26 protein-coding genes are annotated in these 25222 nt (G+C 67.9%); 9 read left to right on the forward strand and 17 right to left on the reverse strand.

The genetic code is table 11. The features are described 5' to 3' along the window. The first annotated feature begins 61 nt into the window (after nucleotides 1-61). A complete protein-coding gene (locus tag RT614_RS03340) occupies nucleotides 62-964 on the forward strand; it encodes a LysR family transcriptional regulator (protein WP_313620255.1) in 903 nt (300 codons plus the stop codon). A gap of 25 nt (nucleotides 965-989) precedes the next feature. On the opposite strand, the gene RT614_RS03345 is transcribed toward RT614_RS03340, so the two are convergent. From RT614_RS03345 to RT614_RS03370, 6 genes are all read right to left on the reverse strand, one after another. Beyond that, nucleotides 990-1868, reverse strand: a complete 879-nt coding sequence (locus RT614_RS03345) for an alpha/beta hydrolase (protein WP_313620256.1) — start codon at nucleotides 1866-1868, stop codon at nucleotides 990-992. Further along, nucleotides 1865-2251: a hypothetical protein gene (locus RT614_RS03350; RefSeq protein ID WP_313620258.1), complete on the reverse strand. Its 387-nt coding sequence runs from the start codon at nucleotides 2249-2251 to the stop codon at nucleotides 1865-1867. Before RT614_RS03350 ends, RT614_RS03345 begins: the two co-directional genes overlap by 4 nt. A gap of 12 nt (nucleotides 2252-2263) precedes the next feature. After that, the gene (locus RT614_RS03355) at nucleotides 2264-3472 is read right to left on the reverse strand and encodes an ABC transporter substrate-binding protein (RefSeq protein WP_313620259.1); all 1209 of its coding nucleotides are present in this window, start codon (nucleotides 3470-3472) and stop codon (nucleotides 2264-2266) included. A gap of 86 nt (nucleotides 3473-3558) precedes the next feature. After that, nucleotides 3559-4989 carry an NAD-dependent succinate-semialdehyde dehydrogenase gene (locus RT614_RS03360; protein WP_313620260.1) on the reverse strand — a complete coding sequence of 477 codons (1431 nt, stop codon included), beginning with the start codon at nucleotides 4987-4989 and terminating at the stop codon, nucleotides 3559-3561. Further along, a complete protein-coding gene (locus tag RT614_RS03365) occupies nucleotides 4990-5967 on the reverse strand; it encodes a tripartite tricarboxylate transporter substrate binding protein (RefSeq protein WP_313620262.1) in 978 nt (325 codons plus the stop codon). It abuts the gene before it with no gap. Nucleotides 5968-6017: 50 nt separating this feature from the next. After that, entirely contained in the window at nucleotides 6018-6911 is an 894-nt protein-coding gene (locus tag RT614_RS03370; RefSeq protein ID WP_313620264.1) for an NAD(P)-dependent oxidoreductase, read from the reverse strand. A gap of 230 nt (nucleotides 6912-7141) precedes the next feature. Between RT614_RS03370 and RT614_RS03375 the strand changes: the two genes are divergently transcribed. From RT614_RS03375 to RT614_RS03385, 3 genes are read left to right on the forward strand one after another with little or no spacing between them, the layout of a single operon-like run. Beyond that, nucleotides 7142-8497 (forward strand): MmgE/PrpD family protein, encoded by a 1356-nt coding sequence (locus RT614_RS03375; RefSeq protein WP_313620266.1) that lies wholly within the window; start codon nucleotides 7142-7144, stop codon nucleotides 8495-8497. Nucleotides 8498-8537: 40 nt separating this feature from the next. Then, a complete protein-coding gene (locus RT614_RS03380; protein ID WP_313620267.1) occupies nucleotides 8538-10622 on the forward strand; it encodes an acetate--CoA ligase family protein in 2085 nt (694 codons plus the stop codon). A 40-nt stretch (nucleotides 10623-10662) separates the two neighbouring features. Then, a complete protein-coding gene (locus tag RT614_RS03385; protein ID WP_313620268.1) occupies nucleotides 10663-11814 on the forward strand; it encodes an acyl-CoA dehydrogenase family protein in 1152 nt (383 codons plus the stop codon). A 100-nt stretch (nucleotides 11815-11914) separates the two neighbouring features. Here the strand turns inward: RT614_RS03385 and RT614_RS03390 are convergent, their stop codons facing one another. Beyond that, nucleotides 11915-12832, reverse strand: coding sequence for a LysR substrate-binding domain-containing protein (locus tag RT614_RS03390; protein ID WP_313620269.1), 918 nt, complete (start codon nucleotides 12830-12832; stop codon nucleotides 11915-11917). A gap of 142 nt (nucleotides 12833-12974) precedes the next feature. Between RT614_RS03390 and RT614_RS03395 the strand changes: the two genes are divergently transcribed. Next, entirely contained in the window at nucleotides 12975-13379 is a 405-nt protein-coding gene (locus RT614_RS03395) for a RidA family protein (RefSeq protein ID WP_313620270.1), read from the forward strand. 36 nt (nucleotides 13380-13415) lie between these two features. Here RT614_RS03395 and RT614_RS03400 read toward each other — a convergent pair whose 3' ends face one another. Further along, the gene (locus tag RT614_RS03400) at nucleotides 13416-13874 is read right to left on the reverse strand and encodes a MaoC family dehydratase (RefSeq protein ID WP_313620272.1); all 459 of its coding nucleotides are present in this window, start codon (nucleotides 13872-13874) and stop codon (nucleotides 13416-13418) included. A gap of 157 nt (nucleotides 13875-14031) precedes the next feature. Between RT614_RS03400 and proP the strand changes: the two genes are divergently transcribed. Beyond that, nucleotides 14032-15564, forward strand: a complete 1533-nt coding sequence (gene proP / locus RT614_RS03405) for a glycine betaine/L-proline transporter ProP (RefSeq protein ID WP_313620274.1) — start codon at nucleotides 14032-14034, stop codon at nucleotides 15562-15564. 48 nt (nucleotides 15565-15612) lie between these two features. Here the strand turns inward: proP and RT614_RS03410 are convergent, their stop codons facing one another. Further along, nucleotides 15613-16215 (reverse strand): isochorismatase family cysteine hydrolase, encoded by a 603-nt coding sequence (locus RT614_RS03410; protein WP_313620275.1) that lies wholly within the window; start codon nucleotides 16213-16215, stop codon nucleotides 15613-15615. Between the two features lie 163 nt (nucleotides 16216-16378). On the opposite strand from RT614_RS03410, the gene RT614_RS03415 reads away from it, so the two are divergent. Together RT614_RS03415 and RT614_RS03420 are read left to right on the forward strand one after the other, a co-directional pair. Further along, nucleotides 16379-17257 (forward strand): PhzF family phenazine biosynthesis protein, encoded by an 879-nt coding sequence (locus RT614_RS03415; protein ID WP_313620276.1) that lies wholly within the window; start codon nucleotides 16379-16381, stop codon nucleotides 17255-17257. Nucleotides 17258-17393: 136 nt separating this feature from the next. Further along, nucleotides 17394-17876: a VOC family protein gene (locus RT614_RS03420; RefSeq protein WP_313620277.1), complete on the forward strand. Its 483-nt coding sequence runs from the start codon at nucleotides 17394-17396 to the stop codon at nucleotides 17874-17876. A 38-nt stretch (nucleotides 17877-17914) separates the two neighbouring features. Here the strand turns inward: RT614_RS03420 and RT614_RS03425 are convergent, their stop codons facing one another. The 8 genes from RT614_RS03425 to RT614_RS03460 are packed head-to-tail and all read right to left on the reverse strand — an operon-like array spanning nucleotide 17915 to nucleotide 24057. Beyond that, nucleotides 17915-19072: a thiolase gene (locus tag RT614_RS03425; RefSeq protein ID WP_313620279.1), complete on the reverse strand. Its 1158-nt coding sequence runs from the start codon at nucleotides 19070-19072 to the stop codon at nucleotides 17915-17917. Beyond that, entirely contained in the window at nucleotides 19069-19470 is a 402-nt protein-coding gene (locus RT614_RS03430) for an OB-fold domain-containing protein (protein WP_313620280.1), read from the reverse strand. The genes RT614_RS03425 and RT614_RS03430 overlap by 4 nt, the downstream gene beginning before the upstream one ends. After that, nucleotides 19467-19931 carry a MaoC family dehydratase gene (locus tag RT614_RS03435; protein ID WP_313620282.1) on the reverse strand — a complete coding sequence of 155 codons (465 nt, stop codon included), beginning with the start codon at nucleotides 19929-19931 and terminating at the stop codon, nucleotides 19467-19469. The genes RT614_RS03430 and RT614_RS03435 overlap by 4 nt, the downstream gene beginning before the upstream one ends. 43 nt (nucleotides 19932-19974) lie before the next feature. Next, the gene (locus RT614_RS03440) at nucleotides 19975-20940 is read right to left on the reverse strand and encodes a nitronate monooxygenase family protein (protein WP_313620284.1); all 966 of its coding nucleotides are present in this window, start codon (nucleotides 20938-20940) and stop codon (nucleotides 19975-19977) included. 1 nt (nucleotide 20941) lies between these two features. Next, nucleotides 20942-21625 (reverse strand): 3-oxoacid CoA-transferase subunit B, encoded by a 684-nt coding sequence (locus RT614_RS03445; protein ID WP_313620285.1) that lies wholly within the window; start codon nucleotides 21623-21625, stop codon nucleotides 20942-20944. Further along, a complete protein-coding gene (locus tag RT614_RS03450; protein ID WP_313620286.1) occupies nucleotides 21609-22289 on the reverse strand; it encodes a 3-oxoacid CoA-transferase subunit A in 681 nt (226 codons plus the stop codon). Before RT614_RS03450 ends, RT614_RS03445 begins: the two co-directional genes overlap by 17 nt. Nucleotides 22290-22303: 14 nt before the next feature. Continuing rightward, the gene (locus RT614_RS03455; protein ID WP_313620288.1) at nucleotides 22304-23203 is read right to left on the reverse strand and encodes an SDR family oxidoreductase; all 900 of its coding nucleotides are present in this window, start codon (nucleotides 23201-23203) and stop codon (nucleotides 22304-22306) included. Between the two features lie 26 nt (nucleotides 23204-23229). Continuing rightward, a complete protein-coding gene (locus RT614_RS03460) occupies nucleotides 23230-24057 on the reverse strand; it encodes an enoyl-CoA hydratase (protein ID WP_313620289.1) in 828 nt (275 codons plus the stop codon). Between the two features lie 219 nt (nucleotides 24058-24276). On the opposite strand from RT614_RS03460, the gene RT614_RS03465 reads away from it, so the two are divergent. Continuing rightward, nucleotides 24277-25119, forward strand: a complete 843-nt coding sequence (locus tag RT614_RS03465; RefSeq protein WP_313620291.1) for an IclR family transcriptional regulator — start codon at nucleotides 24277-24279, stop codon at nucleotides 25117-25119. The last annotated feature ends 103 nt before the right edge of the window (nucleotides 25120-25222 follow it).

Here is a 25222-nt window from a genome sequence, read left to right on the forward strand (position 1 = left end):
GGCGGGCGTGCTGTCGATGCTCCTGCCGTCCGGACGACGCCCGCCACGGTATATTGCCCGCATGAAAAAACTAGACATCCCAGCGCTGGAAATCTTCGTCGCGGCCGTCGAGGAAAAGAGCCTGTCCAAAGCGGCCGAACGAGAGAACCTGGTGACTTCCGCGGCCAGCAAGCGCGTGGCCGAGCTGGAGCGGCACCTGGGGCGCACGCTGCTGCATCGCCACGGCCGCGGCGTCGAGCCCACGCCCGCCGGGGCGTTGCTGTATCAGCGCGCCAAGGCCATCCTGCGCAGCGTCCAGCTTACCGAGCAAGCGATCAACGGCTATTCGCTGAACGGCCAGGCGAAGATCCGCCTGGCGTCCAATCCGTCGACGGTGCTGCAATTCCTGCCCGGCGTGATGGGCCGGTTCCTGGCGGGCCGCAGCGACGTCAGCGTGGATCTGCTGGAAGGGCACAGCTACGACATCCCCCGCATGGTCGCCGAGGCGTCGGTGGATATCGGCATCTATCACGCGGACCATCCCGTGCCGGGCGTCGCGTCGTTTCCGTTCCGGCGCGACCGCGTGGGCCTGGTGGTGCCGGTCGGGCATGCGCTGGCGGATCGGTCCGAGCTGTACCTGGAAGAGGCGCTGGACTACGACCTGCTGGGATACTTCCCGCGGCATTCGCTGGACCAGTTCCTGGCCTACGCGGGGCAGACGCTGTCGCGGCCGCCCAACGTCAAGTTGCAGGTGTCGAACTTCGAGACGCGTTGCCGCATGATCCGCGAGGGCCTGGGCATCGGCGTGGTGCCGGAAGGCATTGCGCGCCATTACCTGTCGTCAATGGGGCTTGCGCTGCTGCGCTTGCGCGACGACTGGGCCGAGCGCCAGTTCTATGTGTGCGTGCGCGACACGAGCCAGCTTGCGCGGCCCGTGGATGAACTGCTGAAGGCGTTGACGGCGCCAGAGCCGCAACCGGAGTGATTGCGGCCCGGGCGTCGCAACGCAGCTAGCGGGCCGGCGGCAAGGTCCGGGCTCGCGCCGCCTGGTCCAGCACCGGCCGCAGGTAGGCCAGGAACCGCTCCGGGTCTTCGCTCATGGGGAAGTGGCCCATGCCTTCCATGATCTGCCAGTGCGAGCCTGCAATGCGTCCCGCCAGGAACTCGGTGTCCTCCGGCGTGCAGGAATAGTCGTATTCGCCGGTCAGCAGCCACAGCGGGCAGCGCCGGGTGTCGATGGCGGCCACGCGGTCGCGGATGTCGCCATCGGCCGTATAGAAGTGCAGGTCGCCCTTGAAGACGCCGGGGCCGCCTTGCATGTAGTGCCACAGGGTTTCCCAGCGGTGCTTGTCCGGGCTGCCCGGCCCGACGAGCCCCGAGACGATGCCGGCGCAGACTTCGCCGCCGTGCACGTCCGGCCGGTTCAGCCATTCCAGGTCGTAGTACGGATCCACGTGCGCGCCCGACTGCAATCCGATGGCGCCGCCAAAGCGGTCCGCGTGTTCCAGCGCCAGGTGCAGCACGATGCGTCCGCCGATGGAACAACCCATGACCAGCGGCCGGTCCAGTTCCAGCGCGTCGGCCACCGCGACGATCGCCTGGGCGTAGTCGTGCGATGTGAGCCGGTAGGTTTCCTGTTGCCAGCCTTCCGGCGGGGACGATTTGCCGTGCCAGGGCAGGTCGAAGGCAATGACCCGGAACGATTCCAGGATGGCGGGATCGTTCATGACGGCGCGGTATTGCCGCGAGTCCGCGCCCGCCGTGTGCAGGCACAGCAAAGGCGTGCCGCTGCCCGCCTCCTCGACGTATACGCGGTGCTGGCGGCCGCCCAGCGGCAATTGCAGGTAGCGGCCGACGATCGGCTCGAAGACGGCTGGGCTGGGATTCACAGGGGCGCTCCTTCGGCGCGCGGGCAGGCCAGCACGTCCTTGAAATACAGCAGGTTGGACATCAGGGGATAGAGGTCGCCTTCCGCGCGCAGGCGGCGGAACTTCACCAGCGCCATCAGATCGTGGAATCCGGGCGGCGGCTTGGGGCTCCAGAACTGCGCCCAGTCCGCCGCCGCGGCACGCAGCGCAAATTGCCAGCGGGGCATGACGAAGGGGCCGCGGCGCACGGACTGGATGCGGCCGGCTTCGATGGCGATCAGATAGGCGGTGTCGCCGCATTCCAGGAGGAACACCGTGTTCAGGTGCCGGCCGCGCCACACCAGGCGCTCCTGCCGGTTCACGGCATCGGCCAGGCGGTCAAGCAGGTAGTCGTCTTCTTGCATCGGTTGTCCTTGTCACAGGGGCTTGACCAGCTTGCATTGGCTTTCGGACAGGGGCATGAAGGCCTGGTCGCCGGGCACAGTGCGCACGATCTTGTAGTAATCCCACGGGGCCTTGGATTCTTTGGGAGCCTTGACCTCGACGACATAGGTGTCGTGGATGAGCTTGCCATCTTCGCGCAGGCGGGCGTTGCGGGCAAAGGCGTCGTGGATCGGCATGCCGCGCAGTGTCTTCATCACGGTATCCACGTTGTCTGAACCGGATTTCTCGACCGCGCGCAGATAGTTCAGCACGGCGGAGTACTGGCCGGCCTGCAGGGCCGTGGGCATCTTGCCGGACGCCTTGAAGAAGCGCTGGGCGAACGCCCGTGTTTCGTCGTCCATGTCCCAATAGAACGTTTCGGCGAAGGTCATGCCTTGCCCGGCGTCCAGGCCCACGCCATGCACGTCCGTGATGCTCATCAGCATCGCCACCAGCTTCTGGCGGCCGGCCAGTCCGAATTCGCGCGCCTGCTTGATCTCGTTCTGCAGATCGGCGCCCGCGCTCGCGAACGCCACGGCGTCGGCCTTGCTGGACTGCGCCGACAGCAGGAATGAGGCGAAGTCATTGCCGGGGAACGGGTAGCGTGCGGATCCGGCCACGGCGCCGCCGCCTTCCTTCACGAAGCGCATGCCGTCGCTTTCCAGGGAATGGCCGAAGGCGTAGTCCGCGGTCACGAAGAACCATTTCTTCGCGCCGGCCTCGACCAGCGGCAGGGTGCCCACCTTGGCAAGCGCGTAGGTGTCGTAGACCCACTGGACGTTGTTGGGCGAGCAGTCTTCCCCCGTGATGCGCGTGGCGCCCGCGCCGGTCACCATGGTCATGCGGCCTTTTTCCCGGGCGATGTTCATGACGGCCAGGGCGACGGCGCTGTTGCCCAATTCCGTCACGACGTCCACCTTCTCGCGGTCTATCCACTCGCGGGCGCGGCTGGCGGCCACGTCGGTCTTGTTCAGATGGTCGGCCGACAGCATCTCCACCGGCTTGCCCAGCACCTTGCCGCCGAACTCCTCGATGGCAAGCTTCGTCGCCAGGACCGACCCCGGTCCGACGTTGCCGGAATACGCGCCGGACATGTCGGTCAGCACGCCGATGCGCACGACGCCGTCGGATATGCCGTCGGACGCGTGCGCCGCGCCGGCCAGGGCGGCAGCCGCAATCGCGGCGGTGAATGTCTTATGCATGGTCTTCTCCTTTGGATGGGATGGCGGCGCGGTCTGTCGCCACGCCGCTCGCGTGACGAAGGCGGCCCGGTCGGGCCGCCGGCGGTCTACATCTGGCTCACGTACTTGACCTGCATGAATTCCTGCAGGCCTTCCACGCCGCCTTCCTTGCCCAGCCCGCTGTCCTTGAAGCCGCCGAACGGCGTCTCGGGCAGCGAGGCCTGGCAGTGGTTGATGCAGACGACGCCGCTTTCGATGCGTTCGGACGCGATGCGCGCCGTCGCGGCATCGCGTGTGAACACGTATGAGGCCAGCCCGAAGGGCAGGCGGTTGGCCAGCCCCAACGCCTCGTCGGCATCGCGAAAGGGTTGCACCAGCGCCAGCGGGCCAAAGGGTTCCGTGTTGGCGGCCAGGCATTCCTGGCCCGCGTCGCGCAGCACGGTGGGCGCCCAGAACCAGCCGGGCAGGTCCAGGCGCTGGCCGCCCGCCGCCAGCTGCGCGCCATGCTGGAGCGCGTCCGCGACCATGGATTCCATCGCGGCGAGGCGCCGCGGATTGGCCATCGGGCCCATCTGCACGCCGGCGTCCAGGCCGTTGCCCACGCGCCAGCCGCGCGCGCGCTCGGCAAGGCGGTCGACAAAACGTTCGTACACGCCTTCCTGCACGTACATGCGGGTGGGCGACGTGCAGATCTGGCCGGAATTGCGCAGCTTGGCGGCCAGCACCGCGTCGGCCGCACTGACGGGATCGGCGTCGTCGAACACCAGGACGGGCGCATGGCCGCCCAGTTCGAGCGTGGCGCGCTTCAGTCCGCGGGCGGCCATCACGGCAAGTTCGCGCCCGATGGACGTGGACCCGGTGAACGTCACCATGCGGATGGCCGGCGATTCGATCAGGCGGGCGGAGATGGCGCCGGGGTCGCCGAACACCATGTTCATGACGCCCGCGGGCAGGCCGGCGTCGGCGAGCGCGCGGCCGATCTCCAGGGCGATGGCGGGCGTTTCCTCGGACGGCTTGATCACGATGGAGCAGCCCGCGGCCAGGGCGCCGGCGATCTTGCGCGATGGGGTGATGGCCGGCGCATTCCAGCCCGAAAATGCGGCGACCGGACCGATGGGCTCGGGTATCGCCATCTGCCGGATGCCGCCGACGCGACCGGGGATCAGGCGGCCGTAGGTGCGGCGCGCTTCCTCGGCGCCCCATTCGAACATCTCGGCGGCTGTCGCCACTTCCTTTTCGGATTCGGCCAGGGGCTTGCCCAGTTCCCGTGTGATCAGCCACGCCAGCCGCGGCGTGCGTTCGCGCATCAGCGACGCGGCGCGGCGCAGGATGGCCGCGCGTTCCACCGCCGGCGTGTCGCGCCAGCCCGGGAAGCTGCGGCGCGCGGCGTCCAGGGCTTCGTCGATGTCTTCGGTCGACGCCACCGGCAGGCGGCCCAGCACCGCCTGGGTCGCGGGGTCGATCACTTCGATGCCGGGACGATGGCCGGCGGGCACGGCGCGGCCGCCGATGAGCAGGGTCAGTTCGGGATAGTCCATCTAGTCCGCCTTTGCAATGTGGCTGGTCTGCATGACTTGCGCCCAGCGTTCGGTCTGCGCCCCGATGTGCCGCGCGAAGTCCTCGGGGCTGCCTGTCATCGGGTACTGGCCCAGCTTGAGCAGCGCGTCGCGCGCCTCGCCCGTGCTCATCACTTTGTTGATGGCGGCGTTCAGGCGCTGCGTCACCGCGGGCGGTACGCCGGCCGGGGCCAGCACGCCGTTCCAGGGCTCGGCCGTGAAGCCGGGGATGTTCGCCGCCTGCGCCACCGTCGGCACGCCGGGCGCCACGGAAGAGGGCTGGGCGGCGGCAATGCCCAGCGCGCGCAGTTTGCCGGCCTGCACTTGCGGCATGGCGGCGATCGCGCTCAGGAACGCCATGTCCACGCGCCCGGCCACCAGGTCGGCAATGGCCGCCGAATCGCCCTTGTAGGGCACATGCGTGATGTCGACCCGGGTCGCGCTCTTGAACCATTCGCCGGCCAGGTGGTTGACCGCGCCGCTGCCCGCCGACGCGAAGGTCAGCGCGCCGGGCTTGTTGCGGGCCCCGGCGATCAGTTCTTGCACGCTCTTGAACGGCGAGCCGGCCGGCACGACCAGCAGGTACGGGTAGCTGGCCACCAGGGCGACCGGCTGGAAATCCTTGAGCACCTGGTAATCGACCTTCTGCTTGTAGACGGGCTCGATGGACAGCGTGCCGCTGCTGCCCAGCATCAGGGTGTAGCCGTCGGCGGGCGCGCGCTTGACGGCCTGCACGGCCACGACGCCGTTGGCGCCGGCGCGGTTTTCGACGACGACGGTCTGGCCCAGCTCGGTTTCAAGCTGGCGCGCCAAGTAGCGGCCGACGGCGTCCGTGGGCCCGCCGGCGGTGAAGCCGATCACCAGCGTGATGGGCTTGACGGGATAGTCCGCCGCGGCGGCGTTAAAGCCGATCGCGGCGGCGAGCAGGGGCAATGCCCACCTGCGCAGCATGGGAGTCATGATTGGTCTCGCAATGGAAGAGGGGCGGCGCAACGCGCCGGGGGGCGCGCTCAGGCGTAGCCGCGCTCGATCAGCTTGACCATGACCGGGTAGTACTCCTTGACGTAGCCGGCGGCGCGCGTGCGCTCCAGCAGGTCGTGCGTCAGCTTGGCGGCGCGCGCGTCCACGTCTCCCTGGTTCGCCAGTTCCAGCGCCAGCAGGATGTCCTTGATGGCGTATTCGGTCGGGAAGGTCTTTTCGGGGAAGTTCTGCGGCGCCAGGGCCTTCTGGCCCGGGTTGCGCAGCACGAAGCTGTCGGCCGACCCCTTGCTCAGCGCGTCCATCAGCAGGGCGCCGTCGACGCCGGCGCTGCGGCCGATGGTGACGGCCTCGGCCAGCGCATGGACCGTCATGAAGACCACCATGTTGTTCATGATCTTGACCACCTGGCCGTTGCCGACGCCGCCGCACAGCAGCACGTCCGTTCCCATGCACGACAGGTAGGGCAGGACGGTGTCGTAGTCCTTTTGGGTGGCGCCCACGGTGATCATCAGGGTGCCCAGCCGGGCGGCCTCGCGCATGCGCGCCACGGGCGCATCGATCAGCAGGATGCCGTGGCCGCGCAACACCTCGGCAAGCTGGCGGGTGCGCGTGACGTCGCTGGTGCTCATGTCCACCACGATGCGGACGCGGCCCGCGGCTTCGACGATGCCACCGGGGCCGGTGCATACCTGTTCCACCTGCACGATGCTGGGCAGCGACAGGAACACGATTTCGGCGCTTTGCGCCACTTCCACCACCGACGCGCAGGCATGCGCGCCCAATTCGCCCAGGCGGGCCACGGGGTCGGCGCTGATATCCGTCACGTACACCGGATGCCCGGACTTACGAACCAGATTGGCGCACATGGGTTCTCCCATCACTCCCAGGCCGATGAAGCCCAACGGGGTCTTGGTCTCGCTCATTACTTCCTCCTTGGTCATGCGTTGTTTTTCTCGTCTTGCCATGCAGCTTACGGACCGCGCCGGCGCGGCGGTATGAAAAATTGGCAAAGCAACTTTCTCCAAATCCGGCCCCTTCCGATCAAGAACGCTCGTTTTCCCTTTTTTCAATCCTCGCGCGGCGGGGCCGCCTAGAGTGGACGGCAGAACGGATCGGCGTGCGTGCTGCGTCGCAATAACACACGGAGAGACGAATGCTGCTGGACACCATCGCCGCCTACGGCGCGAAAGACGCACTAGGCCGATTGCCGGATGAGGTCATCCATTACGCTAAGCGCGCCTTCCTGGACTGGCTGTCGGCGCTGTATCCCGGCACGCGGACGGCGCCGTGCCAGCAACTGCTGGGCGCGCATGGGGCCGAACTGGGCTCGGGCGCATCCAGCCTGCCGGGCTGCGCCACCACGGCGTTTGCCGCAACGGCGGCATGGATCAACGGCAGCGTGTCGCACGCGGTGGAGTTCGACGACATCTTCCGCGATGCGATCTACCACCCGGGCTGTCCGACGATTGCGGCGGGGCTGGCGCTGGCGGAAGAGCTCGATGCGGACGGCCTGGCCATGTTGCAGGCGATCGTGGTGGGGTACGAGATCTCCACCCGCATAGGCGCGGCGGTGCAGCCCGCGCACTACCGGTATTTCCATACGACGGGCACGGTGGGCTGCTTCGGCGGCGCAGCGGCGGCGGCGGCCTTGTGCGCGCCCGGGGACTCGCGGGTCATGCTGCACGCGCTGGCCACCGCCGGCACCCTGGCCAGCGGCCTGCAGCAGGCGTTCCGGTCGGACGCCATGAGCAAGGCGCTGCACGCGGGCCACGCGGCCGAGGTCGGCGTGCGGGCCGGGCAGGGCGCCTCGCACGGCATCACCGGCGTGCCGGACATCCTGGAGGGCGAGGTCGGCTTCGGCAAGGCCCTGGCCGACGAGCCGGACTGGTCAGCGGCGGTGGACGCGCTGGGCGAGCGCTACAACATCCTGTCCATCACGCAGAAGAACCACGGCTGCTGCGGCCACACGTTCGCCGCCATCGACGCCGCGCTGGCCTTGCGCGACCAGGGACTCAAGCCCGAGGACATCGCGTCGCTGCGCGTGGACGCCTACCAGACCAGTCTGGACGTCACGGGCAACTTCCAGCCCGAGACGGCGTTCGAGGCCAAGTTCAGCCTGCCTTACGTAGTGGCCCACGCGCTGGTGCACGGGTCGGTGCGGTTGGATGCCTTTGGCGAAGACCGCCTGCGCGATCCGCGCGTGCGCGCCCTGATGCAGCGCCTGGACCTGCGAGCCGATCCCGAACTGACCGCGGGGTTTCCCAAAATGCGCGCCGCCCGGTTGACCGCGACGACGCATGGCGGCGGGGTGCTGGCGCATCACGCCCCATACCGCAAGGGCGATCCCGAATCGCCGCTGTCGGACGCGGACTTGAACGACAAATTCGCCGAGCTCGCCGGTCCCGTGCTGGGCGGCGCGCGCATGCGCGAATTGCGCGACGCCGTATGGCGGCTGGACGACATGCCCGTGCGCGCGCTGCGCCTGGCCGCCGACATGCCTCAACCCTGAATTCCCACTTTCCCTGGCCTCCATGACGACTGCCTCATCCATGTCTTCTTCTTCCTTTGCCGACGCGCTGCTGTCGCCTCGCGCCATCGCGCTGGTCGGCGCATCGGGCGATGCGCGCAAGAACACCGCGCGCCCGCTGCGGTTCATGCGCAAGCACGGCTACACCGGCGCCATCTATTCCATCAACGCCGTCCGCGCCGACATCCTGGGCGAGCGCGCCTATCCGTCGCTGGCCGCGCTGCCCGGGCCGGTGGACCATGTCTTCATCATGATCCCGGGCGACGGCGTCGCCGCCTTGCTGCCCGAGTGCGCGCAGGCTGGGGCGCGCGTGGTGACGGTCTATTCGGACGGGTTTGGCGAGACCGGACCTGACGGCCTGGCCCGGCAGGCGGAACTGGTGCGCCAGGCGCACGAGCTGGGCCTGCGCCTGCTGGGGCCCAACAGCATCGGCCTGGCGGACCTGCACAGCGGCGGCATCCTGTCCGTCAACGCGGCCTTCGAAGCCGATACCTTGCTGCCCGGCAGCATCAGCCTGGTGTCCCAGAGCGGTTCGATGATGGGCTCGCTGCTGTCGCGCGCCGCTGCACGCGGCTTCGGGTTCGCCAAGTCGGTCTCGGTCGGCAACGAAAGCGACATCTCGGTGGGCGAGGTGCTGGACGCGCTGGTGGATGATCCGGACACCAAGGTCATCCTGCTGTTCCTGGAGACGCTGCGGCAGGCGCCCACGCTGGCCCGCGCGCTGGGACGGGCCCGCGCCGCCGGCAAGCCGGTCATCGCCTACAAGCTGGGCCGGTCGGAACTGGGCGACGCGCTGGCGCAGTCCCACACGGGCGCCCTGGCGGGCAACGACGCCGCGGTCGACGCCTTCATGCAGGCCCATGGCGTCATGCGCGTGCAGCATCTGGAGACGCTGTTCGAGATCGCGCCGCTGGCGGCGCGCTATGCGCGCGGTCCGCGCAGGGCCGTGGCGCCGGACGAAGCCGTTGCGCGCGTCGCCGTCATCACCACGACCGGCGGCGGCGCCGCCACGGTGGTCGACAATCTGGGCTTGCGCGGCCTGGCAGCCGTTGCGCCGCCGCCCGAATTCGTCCGCGAAATCGCCGAACACGGGCTGAAGATCCGCGAAACGCCCGTCATCGACCTGACGCTGGCGGCCACCAGCGCGCAGTACAAGATGCTGCTGGAAGCGCTGCTGCAAGCGGATTGGTGCGATGCCGTCCTGAGCGTGGTCGGCTCGTCCGCGCAATTCCACCCGGGGCTGGCCGTCCAGCCGCTGCTGGAGGCCGGCAAGCCGGCCGGCAAGCCGCTGGCGGTTTTCCTGGCGCCCGAGGCGCCGGAGTCCCTGGCCCTGTTGCAGCAGGGCGGGATTGCAGCCTTTCGAACGCCCGAAGCCTGCGCCGACGCGCTGGCGGTGTTCTTCGCCCCGGAAAGCTTGCCGCCTGCGCCGGGCGAACCGGCGCCGTGGCCCGATGGCTTGCCGCGCAGCGGCATGCTCAGCGAATACCAGGCAGGCGCGCTGTTCCGCAGCCTGGGCGTGCCGGTCGTGCAGGGACGGCTGCTGGCGCCCGGGCGGCTAGATCACGACGTGCCGTATCCGGTTGTCGCCAAGGTATGCTCGCGCGACCTGGCGCACAAGACCGAACTGGGCGCGGTGCGCGTCGGCATCCGCGACGCGCAGGCCTTTGAAACGGCCGTGCGCGAGATGCTGGATGCAGTCCGGCAGCACGCGCCGCAAGCCGCGGTGGACGGCGTCCTGGTGCAGCCCATGGAACACCGGCTTATCGAACTGATCCTGGGCTACCGCCACGATCCGCTGGTGGGCCCCACCGTGTTGCTGGGCGCGGGCGGCATCGCCGCCGAGCTGGCGCCGGACTATGCGCTGCGGCTGGCGCCGGTCGGCCTGGATGAGGCGCGGCGCATGATCCTCGAGGTGCGCCAGACCCGGCTGGTGCGTGGCTTTCGCGGCCTGCCCGAAGGCGATTGCGAAGCCCTGGCCGCGACGATCGTCGCCTTTTCGCGGCTGGCGTTGACCGCTGGCGCGCACGTCGAGGAAGCCGAGATCAACCCTTTGTTCGTCCGCGCCGATGGCGTGGTCGCCGTGGACGGCTTGGTGCGCCTGGCCTGACACACCGTTCCCATTTCACCCTTGCTTCAGGAACCCCAAGATGGACTTCACACTGACCCCGGAACAACAGGATTTCCAGACGGCCGTGCGCCGCTTTGCCGAGCGCGAATTGCGCGGCGGCGCCGTCGAGCGTGCCCATTCGGACGACTACCCGTGGGATATCGCCCGGATGATGTCGGGCCAGGGGCTGCTGGGCATCACGGTCGCGCAAGAGGACGGCGGCGTCGGTGGATCGCTGATGGACGCGGTCATCGCCATCGAGACGGTGGCGTCCGTGTGTCCGCGCAGCGCCGATGTGGTGCAGGCGGGCAACTTCGGCGCCATCCGCGTGCTGGCCGAATACGGCAGCCCCTTGCAGAAGCAGAAGTACCTGACAGGCCTGCTGGCCGGCGAAGGGCTGATCTCGGTGGGCATGACCGAGCCGGACGCCGGCTCGGCCGTCACCGAACTCAAGACCAGCGCGACACGCGCCGACGGGGGCTGGCGCATCAACGGCACCAAGATCTTCACCACGCACGGCCCGCACGCCAGCGTCATCCTGGCGTACGTGCGTTTCGGGCCCGGCACGGCCGGCATTGGATCGGTGCTGATCGGCACGCGGGACGAAGGCGTCAAGCTGGGCAAGCGGTCCGCCTTCATGTCGGGCGAGGAATGGGTCGAGATCTTCTTCGACAACGTCTTCGTGCCGGACGACATGGTGGTGCTGGGCGAGGGCGGCTTCAAGAAGCAGATCGCGGGCTTCAATGTCGAGCGCATCGGCAACACGGCCCGCTCGCTCGCGTTGGGACGCTATGCCTACGAAGAGGCGCGCAACTGGGCGATGCAGCGCAAGCAGTTCGGCCGACTGCTGTGCGAATTCCAGGGGCTGCAATGGAAGTTCGCGGACATGCGGATCAAGCTGGACGCGGCGCAGCTCCTGTTGTATCGGGCCGCCATCGGCGCGGACACGGGCTTTCCGTCGGCCACCGAGACGGCGATCGCCAAGGCCTACTGCAACCAGGTGGGTTTCGACGTGGCGAACGATGCCTTGCAGGTATTGGGAGGGCTGGGCTACAGCCGCGAGTCGCTGGTCGAATACTGCGTGCGCCGCTGCCGCGGGTGGATGATTGCAGGCGGATCCATCGAGATCCTGAAGAACCGCATCGCGGAAGGGGTTTTCGAACGCAGCTTCCCGCAACGGTTGCCGCGCTGAACGCAGGCGATGCGCTTGCCGGGCTGAGGTAAGCGCGCAGCGGACGCAGAGAGGGCGGCGCCGGCGTCCTCCTGCTACGCGCGTCAGCTACGCGCGTCAGCTACCTCCCGCTGGCCGGCGCGTAGCCGCCCATCAGCTCGACGATCCAGTCGATGAACGCCCGCAGCTTGGCGCTGACGTGGCGGTTGGGCGGAAACGCCACGTACATCGGCATCGGGTCCAGCCGCCAGTCCTGGAAGATCGGAACCAGGTCGCCTTGCGCGACGTGTGGCGCGGACATGTAGTCGGGCAGCCACATCACGCCCATGCCCGCCAGGCCGGCCGCCAGATAGGCGTTGCCGTCGTCCACCGCCAGGATGTAGCGGCCGTGCACGTTGACGTTTTCGTCGCCGCGGCGCATGGCGTAGGGCAGGGCGCGGCCGGTGCGCGCCCATAGAAAGCCCACGATGCGGTGGTGCGAGTCTTCCAGTTCGCGCGGGTGCTTGGGCGTCCCCGCGCGTTCCAGGTAGGCGGGCGATGCGTAGACGCCCAACTGAAGGTCGCCGACGCGGCGCGCCATCAGCGACTGGTCGGCAAGTTCCCCGCCGCGCACCACGCAGTCCACGTTTTCGCCGATCAGGTCGACGATGCGATCGCTGACGCCCATGTCGAGCTGGATGTCCGGATAGCGAGCATGGAACGCCGGCAGGGCGGGCACCAGCACCATGCGGGCCAAGGGACTGGGAACGTCCACGCGCAGGCGGCCCCGCGGCGCCTCGGAGGCGCTGGACAGGCTGGTCTCGGCGTCGTCCATGTCGGCCAGCAACCGGATCACGCGGTCGTAGTAGGCGGCGCCGTCGGCGGTGACGTTGACCTTGCGGGTGGTCCGGTTCAGCAGCCTCACGCGCAGCCGCGCCTCCAGTTGCTGGACCAGCTGCGTCACGGTGGTCTTGCTCATGCGCAGGGTCTCGGCCGCCTTGGTGAAGCTGCCGGTCTCCACCACGCGCGCGAACGCGTTCATTGCGTCGAAACGGTCCATTGCCTGCTCCCGTAGGTCGGATGATTGTTTGGATTCTACAAATAGTGATGGGTGAACTGGGCCGTTTATCCGCCTGGCTGGCGTCTTTACAGTCTCTCTATCGTCAATACGGGCCGGATCCAGCCCACAAACGGAGATGCTGATGAATACCCGCGACGTTGTTTTCCCCCCTAACCGTCATGCGCTTTACGAGCGCAACCGCTATTCGCCGGCCGTCCGGTCCAATGGCTTCCTTTTTGTGTCGGGCCAGGTCGGCAGCCGTGAAGACGGCTCGCCCGAGCCCGATCTGCGGCAGCAGGTCCGGCTGGCGTTCCAGAACCTGAACGCGATCCTGGAGGCGGCCGGCGGTTCGTTCGACGACGTCGTCGACGTGACCGTCTTCATGGTCGACCCGCAATCGCAGTTCGAGACCATGTGGGAGGTGGTGCCGGAATTCTGGGGCTCGGCGCCGTATCCGAACATCACGGCGGTGGGCGTGACCTGGCTCTACGGCTTCCAGTTCGAGATCAAGGTCATCGCGAAGCTGCCCGAGCGCGCGGTGGGCTGACCCGCCCAACGCCGTGCTTGCCGCAGGGCGTTCGGGTTATGGCCTGCGGAAGACCACCACCTTGCTGGTCAGCTTTTGCAGCGTCTCGTCGCGCTGGTTCGACGTGATGGTTTCCACGACGACAATGGCGCGGTCGGGCTTGGAGCGCGACGGCGTAATGGCAAGCACCGTGCTGGTGGCCTTGACCACGTCGTCGGGGCGGGTGGGCTGCGGCCAGGCGATGTCGGCGCCCGCCCCGATCACGCCGCGCGCCACGGGAAAGCTTTCAACCAGCAGCTTCATGGTCAGCGCTGCCGTGTGCCAGCCGCTTGCGGCCAGGCCCTGGAAAAGCGTGTCGCGCGCCGCGTCGGCGTCCAGGTGAAATGGCTGGGGGTCGAACTGGGATGCGAAGGCAATGATCTGCGCCGCATCCAGGGCATGGGTCTTGCTGACGAAGACATCGCCGACGGACAGGTCTTCCAGGTAAATGGGCGGTGGGCTCGCGTTCTCTTGCATTCCAGGGCTCCGGACGTGGGTCTGCCAGCAAGGATTATGTGCGCGCGCACATGGCCGTGCAACGTGGGCCGCGACGGGACCTGCCCGCGCAGGGGGCGGTGACCATCATCAAAATCGGGTCCATAATCGGCATGTCTAGTTTCAGAGGACAGCGAACATGGCAGAAACCACCACATCGTCGCAGGAGATCCGGCCGCTGGAGATCGGCGACATCACCGTCATCGACAACACCAAGCTGAAAAAAGCCGTCACGGCCGCCGCGCTTGGCAACGCGATGGAATGGTTCGATTTCGGGGTCTATGGCTTTGTCGCGTTTGCGCTGGGCAAGGTGTTCTTCCCCGACGCCTCGCCCGCCGTGCAGACCATCGCCGCATTGGGCACGTTTTCCGTGCCGTTCCTGGTAAGGCCGCTGGGCGGCATCTTCTTTGGCGTGATGGGCGACCGTTTCGGGCGGCAAAAGGTCCTGTCGCTCACCATCATCATCATGGCCATCAGCACGTTCTGCATCGGGCTGATCCCTTCCTATGCCACGATCGGCCTGTGGGCGCCGATTCTGCTGCTGGCGTGCAAGCTGGCGCAGGGCTTTTCCGTGGGTGGCGAATACACCGGCGCCGCGGTCTTCGTGGCCGAATACGCGCCCGACCGGCAGCGCGGCTTCCTGGGCAGCTGGCTGGATTTCGGGTCCATCGCGGGCTTCGTGGTGGGCGCGGGCATGGTCGTGCTGCTGCAGACGATGTTGGGCGACCAGACCTTCCTGGACTGGGGCTGGCGCATTCCGTTCTTCGTGGCCGGGCCGCTGGGCCTGCTGGGCCTGTACCTGCGCCATGCGGCCGAGGAAACGCCGGCGTTCACGCAACAGCTTGAACGGATGGAAAAGGAAGACCGCGACGCCCTGCAGGAAAAGCCGACCGTCTCCATACGCGAAATCTTTTCCAAATACCGCCGCGCGCTGCTCGTCAGCATTGGCGTGGTGCTGGTGACCAACATCACCTACTACATGCTGTTGACGTACATGCCCACCTATCTGTCGGGCAGCCTGGGTTACACCGAGGGCCACGGCGTACTCATCATCGTGGTCGTGATGGTGGGCATGTTGTTCGTGCAGCCGGTGGTGGGTTTTTTCAGCGACAAGATCGGTCGCAAGCCGTTCCTGCTGGTGGGCAGCCTGGGTCTGCTGGTGTCGGCCATCCCCGCGTTCTTCCTCATCGCCAGCGACAACACGGCGCTGATCTTCCTGGGGCTGCTGCTGATCGCCATTTTCCTGAACTGCCTGATCGGCATCATGGCGTCCACGCTGCCCGCGCTGTTTCCCACGCGCATCCGCTACAGCGCGCTGGCCAGCTCGTTCAACGTGGCCATCATCTTCGCGGGGCTTACGCCGACAGTGGCCGCGTGGCTGGTGGAAGAAACCGAAAACCTGATGATGCCGGCGTACTACCTGATGGGGGCGTCGGTCATCGGCCTTGTCACGTCGATGTTCCTGCCCGAGACTGCCAACCGGCCGCTGCGCGGCGAAACGCCCACGGCCTCCAGCCGGCGCGAGGCCAAGGTGCTGCTGCAACAGGCCTACGAGCACATCGAACAAAGCGTGCAGGACGTCGATGCCGAGATCGCTGCGCTGGAAGAAAAGCTGGAGGCGCTGCGGGTGCGACGCCAACGCTTGGCGGACCGCCATCCGGATATTGAATGAGGGCAGGCCCGGCGCTCGGCGCCGGGCCCTGTCAGGCTGCCGTTGCCCTCATGCAAGCAGCGACAGTGCTTCATCCAGTGCAAGCACGGTCGTGCGCGACGCGAAGGCGGTGGAAAACAGATGTTCGTGCACGACCTGGTCGGGGTCGTAGCAGCAGTCCTTGACCGTGTACAGCCGGTAATCCGCGTCGCTGGCATACGCCACTGACGACAGGACCACGCCGGTGGACGCGATGCCGGCCAGGATCAGCGTATCGATGCCGCGGGCCGAAAGCCGAAGTTCCAGGTCGGTGCCGAAGAACACACTGGCGCGATGCGCGACGATGAGCGGTTCGTCCGGCTGCCGGTGCAGCTCAGGCGCGATGTCATCGGTGGTGAACAACCCCAGTTCCTTGATGCCCTGGCCGTTCTTGTTCAACGGGCTGACCTCGGGGTACCCCGGACTGAAGCGGATCTGCGCGAAGTACACCTGCACGCCTTTTTGACGCGCCGCGTCACAGAGCTGGCGTGTGTTGGCGAGCAGCGTTGGCGCCACATCGGAAAACAGCTTCGTGATGTCGGTCTGGTAGTGCATGACCAACAGGGCGGCTTTGGCCGGATCGATGGCCGGCTGGCGGGTGTGCGATGGGGCGGATTCGTTGCTGCGCGTCATGAAGTATCCCTTGGTGTGGAGGGGGGGCGCCCTGAACTGTAATGACAAAGCCCGCAAGAATTGTCACTGTACCCGAGGCGGATCGGCTCGTAATATCACTGCAACACCGATTGCCGTGCGGGCAGGATGCCGCCCGCAAGGCGCTACTGCAAGGGACAGGATCATGAGCGTGCCGTTCAAGCAAGTGGACGTATTCACCAGCGAACCCTATCGCGGCAACCCCGTTGCCGTCGTGCTCGATGGGCAAGGACTGTCGGACGAGCAGATGCGGCGTATCGCCAACTGGACGAACCTGTCGGAAACCACGTTCGTATTGCCGGCCACGCAGACGGGCGCCGATTATCGGGTGCGCATATTCACGCCGCAGGCGGAGCTGCCTTTCGCCGGGCACCCCACGCTGGGCACCGCGCACGCGCTGCTCGAGGCCGGCATCATCGCGGCCCGCAATGGCAAGCTCGTGCAGGAATGCGAGGCGGGCCTGATCGAACTGGCGGTGACCGACACGGGCGTGGGCACGCCGTTGATCGCGTTCACGCTGCCGGACGCCAGCCTGACGGCGCTGAGCGCCGAGCAGGTGGATGTGATGGAGTCCATTCTTGGCTCGGCGGTGCTGCATGATCCCGCGCCCAAGCTCGTCAACGTCGGCCCGGTGTGGACGATCGCCCAGATGCCCAGCGCGCAGGCGGTGCTGACGCTGCGGCCCGATTTCGCGCTGATGGCCGATTTCGACCGGGGCAACAAGGCTGCCGGGATCGTCGTGTATGGCGCGTACGGAGAGGGCGCGGAAGCCGCCATCGAGGTCCGCGCCTTCGCGCCAAGCCTGGGCGCCAACGAAGATCCGGTGTGCGGCAGCGGGAACGGCTCGGTTGCGGCGTTCATCCGCGAGGCGGGGCAGGTGGCGCAGTTCGGAACCAAGTACCTCAGCACCCAGGGCGCGGCCGTCGGCCGGTCCGGCAGACTCAGCATTTCGTTCGACGACTCGGGCGTGATCCGCGTGGGCGGGCAATCCGTCACATGCATCGATGGCAGCATCGCAGTCTGACGCCGGCAACCCGCCGTCGCGGCGCCCGGCAGCGCCCCGTGATGGCTTTTCCGCATGGTCTGCCCTGGACTATGCTTGAACGTCGCACATTGCAGCAGGGTTTGAGCGCATCACTTTCCTATCAAGGAGACATCCGATGGCCAGCAAGAACACGATTTGCCTGTGGTACGACGGCGCCGCGCTGGACGCCGCCACGTTCTATGCCAAGACGTTCCCGGACAGCGCGGTGGGCGCGGTGCATCGCGCGCCGGGCGACTATCCGGCCGGCAAGCAGGGCGACGTGCTGATGGTCGAGTTCACCGTGATGGGCATTCCGTGCCTGGGCCTGAACGGCGGCCCGGGCATCCAGCACAACGAGGCCTTTTCGTTCCAGGTCCTGACCGAAGACCAGGCCGAAACCGACCGGCTGTGGGACGCGATCGTCGGCAATGGCGGCGAAGAACGCGAATGCAGCTGGTGTCGGGACAAATGGGGAGTGATGTGGCAGATCACGCCCCGCGCGCTGATGGCGGCGGTCACCGACCTGGATCAGGCCGCGGCCAAGCGCGCGTTCGAAGCCATGATGACGATGAAGAAGATCGACATCGCGACGATCGAGAAGGCCCGGCGCGGCGGGTGAACGCCGCGCCCTGTGCGAGGCGTGGACAGGCGCGGCCGCTACAGGGTGGAAGGGCCGCCCAGGATGACCGTGTACTGCGACGACAGCACGCCGCCGTTGCCGTGCGCCAGCGCGACTTCGGCGCCGGCGACCTGGCGCGCCCCGCACTCGCCGCGCAGCTGGCGGATGGCCTCGATCAGCAGAAAGATCCCGTACATGCCGGGATGGCAGTACGACAACCCGCCGCCGTTGGTATTGACGGGCAGCGATCCCTTCGGCCCGATCCGACCGTTGCCCACGAACGCGCCGCCTTCGCCCTTGGCGCAGAAACCCAGGTCTTCCAGGAACAGGATCGTGTTGATCGTGAAGGCGTCGTACAGGCCGACCACGTCGATGTCCGAGGAGATCAGCCCGGCTTGCGCATAGGCGAGGGACCCGGACACCCGCGCGCCGGTATTGACCAGGTCCGGCATGTTGGAGATGGTCTGGTGCGTGGTGCAGTGCCCGGAACCCAGCAGGTAGACCGGCGGCTTGCGCAGCGCCTTGGCCCGCGCCGGCGTTGTCAGGATCACCGCGCCGCCTCCGTCGGACACCAGGCAGCAGTCCCGGATGGTCAAGGGATGGCTGACCATGCGCGACGACAGCACGTCCTGGACGGTCAGCGGCTCCTTCTCCCAGGCGGCCGGGTTGAGCAGCGCCCATTGGCGGGCCGCCACGGCGACCTCGGCCAGATGCTCGCGCGTGGTGCCGAACTCGTGCATGTGGCGGGCGGCGGCCATGGCGTAGGCGGTCGTGGGCAGGAACGGCTTGAAAGGCGATTCGTAGGGATTCCATTCCGGCCGGCTGGTGTTCTTGCGGCCCAGCGAGCGCTGTGTGCTGCCGTAGGCCACCACGGCGACTTCGCACAGGCCCGCCGCGATGGCCGCTTCGGCCCGCGCCAGATGCCCCATGAACGACGAGCCTCCGGTCGAGGTGGAGTCGATGTGCGCTTCGGGCAAGTTCAGGTATTCGGCCAGCGCCAGGCCTGCAAGCCGGCTCTGCGTCGTGGCGCAGAACAGCCCATCCACGTCGCGCACGGAAAGGCCGCAGTCATCCAGCGCGCGGTAGACGCCCTGGGCCATCAGGTCCATGGCGGAAAACGCGTCGCCCACGGCGCCCAGGTCGGATTCCGCGGCGCCCACGATGACGGCGCGGCCGGGTCGAAAATCGGTGCTCATTGCGCGGGCTCCACTAGCGTGAATACGGGAATGGGATCGTCCAGGCCTTCTTCGTGCACGGCGTGAAAGCGCACGCGCTGGCCGATGGCGACGTGCAAGGGGTCGGCGGCGTCGACGCGGCTCATCATGCGAAAGCCCTCGTCCAGGTCGATCAGCGCCACGTTGTAGGGCGCGCCGTTGCGCGGGTAGACGACGGACGTGCTGTAGACGGCGCCCACACCCTGACTGATGCGCCATTCAAGGCAATCCCGGCCCGTATGGGGACAGCGCACGCGCGGAAAGAAGACGGCGCGTCCGGCCGCCGGGCTGAACTGGTAGGCCAGCTCTCCGGCGCGCAAGTGCCGGACGTAACGGGCGTACGGCGCCTCGGCGCCGGGCGGATGGTCGGCCTGCATCATTTCCCCTTGGCGTACATCAGGTTCAGGGTCTCGGCGACCATGACCGGGCGTTCGCTGCCTTCGCGGTACATGGTGTTGCCGTACGTCAGGCGCACCGCGTCCTCGACGCGTTCGAACGCCAGCAGCGTGCGCTCCAGCCGGATTCGCGATCCGACCTGGACCGGCGCGGTGAAGCGGACCTTGTTCGATCCGTAATTGATGCCCCGGCCGCGCGAGCGCACCTGCACGATGTCGCCGCCCATGCCCGTCATCAGCGAAAACGTCAGCATGCCGTGGGCGATGGTCTTGCCGTCGGGTAGCTCGCGCCGGGCGCGGTCGACGTCGATGTGGATCCAGTTGCGGTCGCCCGAGATGCGGGCGAAGTCGTCGATCATGTCCTGGGTGACTTCCACCCATTCGGTGGTGCCCAGCACTTTGCCGACGTGGGCTTCAAGATCGCGGGGAGTATCTAGTATCAGCATGGTCTTCCTTGCAAGAAGGGCGCGCCGTGCGGCGCTTTCCGGTTCAGACGAGCGACGCCAGGCGTTGCGAGACCAGCGCGTGCGCCTGGTCGACGATGCGGCGCACCAGGTCGCCGCAGGTGGGGATGTCGTCGATCAGCCCCTGGATCATGCCCACGGTCCAGATGCCGCCCTCGACGTCGCCGCTTTCGTAGACGCCGCGGCCCTTGGCGCCGGCAACCAGCGGGCCGATGCGATCGATGCCCGCGCCGGCCTGCTCAAGCTCCACCACCTGTCCGGACAGCGCGTTGCGCCACACGCGGCTGGTGTTGCGCAGGCTGCGCAGGATCAGGCGCGTGTCGGTTTCGCTGGACTGCGTGATGGCCTCTTTGATGGTGGCGTGCACGGGGGACTCCTGGGTGCACATGAAGCGCGTGCCCATGTTGATGCCCTCGGCGCCCAGCGCCAGCGCGGCCACCAGGCCACGGGCGTCGCCAAAGCCGCCCGATGCGATCACGGGGATCGTCACCTGCGCCACCGTGGCCGGAATCAGGATCAGGCCCGGGATGTCGTTTTCGCCGACGTGGCCGGCGCATTCGAAGCCGTCGATGGACACGATGTCCACCCCGATGTCCTGCGCCTTGCGCGCGTGGCGCGGCGTGGTGCATTTGTGGATCACGCGCACGCCCGCCGCCTTCAGCGCCGGCATGTGTTCGTGCGGGTTGTTGCCCGCCGTCTCCACGATCTTGACGCCGGATTCGATGACCGCGTCGCGGTATTCGGCGTAGGGCACGGGCTTGAGCGTGGGCAGGAACGTCAGGTTCACGCCGAACGGACGGTCGGTCATGTCCCGCACGCGGGCGATTTCGCGTCGCAGGTCTTCGGGGCTGGGCTGCGTCAGCGCGGTCAGGATGCCCAGCGCGCCGGCGTTGGACACGGCCGCGACCAGTTCGGCGCGCGCAACCCACTGCATGCCTCCCTGGACGATGGGGTGCTCGATGCCGAGCATTCGGGTAACTGCGGTTTGCAACTTATTCTCCTTGGGGAATGGGATCGCCGTACGCTGACCAATCGGGCGCCAGGGTGAGCGGGGCGCCGGTGACGGCTTGTAGGGCCTGCAGCGTCCAGCCGTCGGCCAGGCGCCGCACGACGAGTCCGGCCTCGGTGACGTCGATCACCGCCAGGTCGGTGTAGATGCGGTCCACGCAGGCCGGCGCGGTCAGCGGATAGGTGCAGTGGTGCAGGATGCGAGGCTCGCCTTCCTTGGTGCAGTGCTCCATCAGCACCCACACGTTTTCCGCGCCCGCGGCCAGGTCCATGGCTCCGCCCACGCCTGGGATCTGGCCGGGCGCGTCCACGGTCCAGTTGGCCAGGTCGCCATTGGCGGCCACCTGGAAGGCGCCCAGGCAGGCGATGTGGATGTGGCCGCCGCGGATCATCAGGAACGAATCGCTGTGGCTGAATACCGAGGCCCCGGCCAGCAGCGTCACGGGAAACTTGCCGGCATTGATGACGTCGTAGTCTTCCTGGCCGGGCGCCGGAGCAGGGCCCAGGCCCAGCAGCCCTTGTTCGCTGTGCAGCATCAGTTCGCGACCGGCCGGGACGTAATCGGCGATCAGGGTGGGCAGGCCGATGCCCAGGTTGACGCACGCGCCGTCCGGGATGTCGTGGGCCGCGATGCGGGCGATCTCCTGCCGGCTAAGCCTTGCGTTCATTGCGTTGCTCCACTAAACGGTCGACGAAAACGCCGGGCGTGACGATGTGTTCGGGGTCCAGCGCGCCCAGCGGCACGATTTCGCGCACCTGCGCGATGACCAGTCTGGCTGCGCCCGCCATGACCGGGTTGTTGATGCGCGCGCCGCGGTGATAGACCAGGTTGCCCCAGCGGTCGCCGCGCAGGCCCTTGAGCAAGGCGACGTCGCCCTTGATGGGATGCTCCAGCACGTAGGTCTGCCCGTCGATGACGCGTGTCTCCTTGCCCTCGGCCAGCCGGGTGCCGGCGGCCGTGCGCGTGTAGAAGCCGCCGATGCCCGCGGCGCCGGCGCGGATGCGTTCGGCCAGCGTGCCCTGCGGCACCAGGTCCAGTTCGATCCTGCCCGCGGCGTACAGCTCGTCGAAGATGGTGCGGCCCTTCAGGCCGCGAGGGAAAGAACACACGACCTTGCGGATGCGGCCGGCGCTCATCAGTTCGCTGACGATGTCGTCGCCCACGGTGGCGTTGTTGGCCACGATGGTCAGGTCCCTGACGCCCAGGTCCAGCAAGGCCTCCATCAGGTCCGCGGGGCGGCCGGACGATCCGAAGCCGCCCACCAGGATGACGGCGCCGTCCTGGATGCCCGCCACCGCATCGGCCAGGGTGCTTACACGTTTATCGATCACAGCGCGCTCCCGGGTCAGTCGAGGTCATGGCCTTTCATGTCGACATTGCGGCGCGCGCGCTCTGCCAGGTCACGCATGACCGGCCCGATGCGCGAGGCGTCGTCGATCGGGTCGGCCGCCGGGCCGCGGCGCCACCCCTCCATCGCCGCGAGGTGGCCGCCGCCCAGTTCAAAGATGCGGCCGGTGACGTCATGGCTGTCTGCGCTGGCCAGCCATACGATCGCGGGGGCGATCCAGCGCGGGTGCCGGGCTTCGATCTCTTCAACGCTGCGCTCGCGGATGCCTTCGGTCATGCGGGTCTGCGCGTGCGGGTTGATCGCGTTGACCGTGACGCCGTAGCGCTTGAGCTCGCGCGCCGAAATGATGGTCATCGCCGCGATGCCGGCCTTGGCCGCGCCGTAGTTCAGCTGGCCGATGTTGCCGTACAGGCCGGACGAGGACGACGTGTTGATGATGCGGGCATTGACCGGCTCGCCGGTCTGCTTGTAGAGGTCGCGCCAGTAGGCGGCGGCGTGACGGCTGGGCGCGAACGTGCCCTTCATGTGCACGTTGACGACGGCGTCCCATTCTTCTTCGGACATGTTGCACAAGGTGCGGTCGCGCAGGATGCCGGCGTTGTTGACCAGTCCGTGCAAGGCGCCGAAGTGCTCGAGCGCCGTGTCGATCATGCGCTTGGCCCCGGCGAAGTCGGCCACGTTGTCATGGTTGGCGACGGCCTGGCCGCCGTTCTCGACGATCTCGCGCGCCACGGCTTCGGCGGTGCTTTCGGCGGTGTCTTCGCCCGAGCGCGACACGCTCAGGTCGTTGACGACGACGCGCGCGCCTTCGCGGGCCAGTTGCAGCGCATATTCGCGGCCGATGCCGCGGCCGGCGCCGGTCACGATGACGACGCGGTCTTTGCAGAGTAAGGACATGGGGACTCCTTTGGTAAGCAGGTAGGTCAGTCCGCGCCGCGGCCGGCGGCCGGGCGGGTGCGTTCGAATACGGGAGGGCGCTTTTCCATGAAGGCGCGCACGGCCTCCTTGTGATCGGGGCTGTCGACGCACTCGACGTGGCGGGCGCATTCGCGGTCCAGCAGGTCAGGCAGTTCCAGTCGCAGGCCGTCGGCCAGGTTGGCTTTGATGTGGGCCAGCGCGGGTTGCGGTCCGGCGGCCAGGGCGCGGGCGATGGCGCCGACCTCGGCCTCGAGCTGATCGGGCTCGAAGAGGTCGTTCAGCAGGCCGATACCGGCCGCTTGCGCCGCGGACAGCATCGGGGAACGCAAGTAGAGTTCGCGCGCCTTGGCCGGGCCCACGATGCGCGGCAGGAAGTAATGGCCGCCGAAGTCGCCGGGCACGCCGACGCCGGCAAAGCCCGTGCGCAGCCGGGCGGAAGGATCTGCGTAGCGCAGGTCGCACGCCAGCGCCAGCGACAGGCCGGCGCCCACGGCCGCGCCGCGGATCATCGCGATCGTCGGCTGCGGCATGCCGTGCAGAAGCTCGACGATGCGGGTGCGCGTCCGCATGGCGGCAATGCGTTCGGCGGGCGACGGCGCGGGCACGTCGGCCTGCTGGTTCATGCGGGCCACGTCGCCGCCGGCGCAGAAGGCGGAGCCGGCGCCGGTCAGCACCACCGCGCCGACGGACGCGTCGCCCGCCGCCGCATCCAGCGCGGCAAGCAGGGCTTCGTACAGCGTGGGGCTCAGGGCGTTGCGCCGCGCGGGACGATTCAGCGTCAGCCACAGCACGCCGCCATCCTGGCGGGCGATCAGTTCCGGCTCTTGCGACATGGGCCTTCCAATAGCGGGATGAGAAGGCTTGTATGGTGCGGTCCTTTTGACCGCGCGCCGGCTCCGGCCAGACGGGGACGGGCCGAAACAGGTCCGCATTGTGAACTCCGGGTTCAGCCTGCTGGCGAATACGGGCACAATCCCATTGCAGAGGCGTCCGCATTGCAGACTATCGACAGGCAGGACGCCCGCTGGCGGTCAACCGCCGAGGAGACAACCATGAAGCAGCCGAGTTCGCCCGCCGACAACGGCGCCCCGGGCACGCAATCCCTGCAGCGCGCCATCGCCTTGCTGCGGATCATTGCCGTCAACAACCGCAGCGGCAGCCGGCTCGTCGACCTGTATCGGCGCACCGGCCTGGAACGCCCCACCGTGCATCGCCTGCTGCAGGGCATGGTGGCCGAAAAGCTGATCCGCCAGGAAGCGCAGACCAAGCGCTATTACCTCGGCGGGCTGGCTTACGAGCTGGGCCTGGCCGCGGCGCCCAAGGTGGCCATGCGCGATATCTGCCTGCCTTATCTGGAGGCCATCGCGGAACACACGGGCGACACCGTGTTCCTGACCGTGCGTTCCGGGTTCGACGGCATCTGCGTCGCGCGCGCGGACGGGTCGTTTCCCATCAAGATGTTCGTGCACGACGTCGGCCGTCATCGCCCGCTGAACGTGGGCGCCAGCGGCCTGGCCCTGATGAGCGCGCTGCCCGACGACGAGATCGACCGCATCTGCCGCATCAATGTAGAGCGCACGCGGCGCAAGAGCCCCCGTTTCACCGAGGCCGCGCTGCGCGCCAGCATCGACAGCACGCGCCGCCGCGGGTACGCCACCAACAAGGTGATGGACGAGCCGCCGGTGCATTCGGTGGGCATGGTGATCCGGTCGCCGGATGGCGCGCCCGCCGCGGGCGTCAGCGTGTCGACGCTGGCCTCGCGCCTGGGCGCCGACCGTCTCGAGATGGTGGTGCGCTGCCTGGACGATACGGTCAGGTCCATCGAGGCAGAGTTGCGCAACCATGTGGACCGGGACCGGGTGCCTTACGCCATGCCGACGGTGGCCCTGGCCTGATCGCTCAGGAAGTCGGCGGCTTCCATCATGCGGACGGGGCGGGCTGCACGCCGGTGCGGTCGCGCCCGGCAAAGGCGCGCATCCGGCGGATATTCCACAGCGT

This window comes from Achromobacter sp. (assembly GCF_032102605.1).
Taxonomy (GTDB): domain Bacteria; phylum Pseudomonadota; class Gammaproteobacteria; order Burkholderiales; family Burkholderiaceae_B; genus Achromobacter.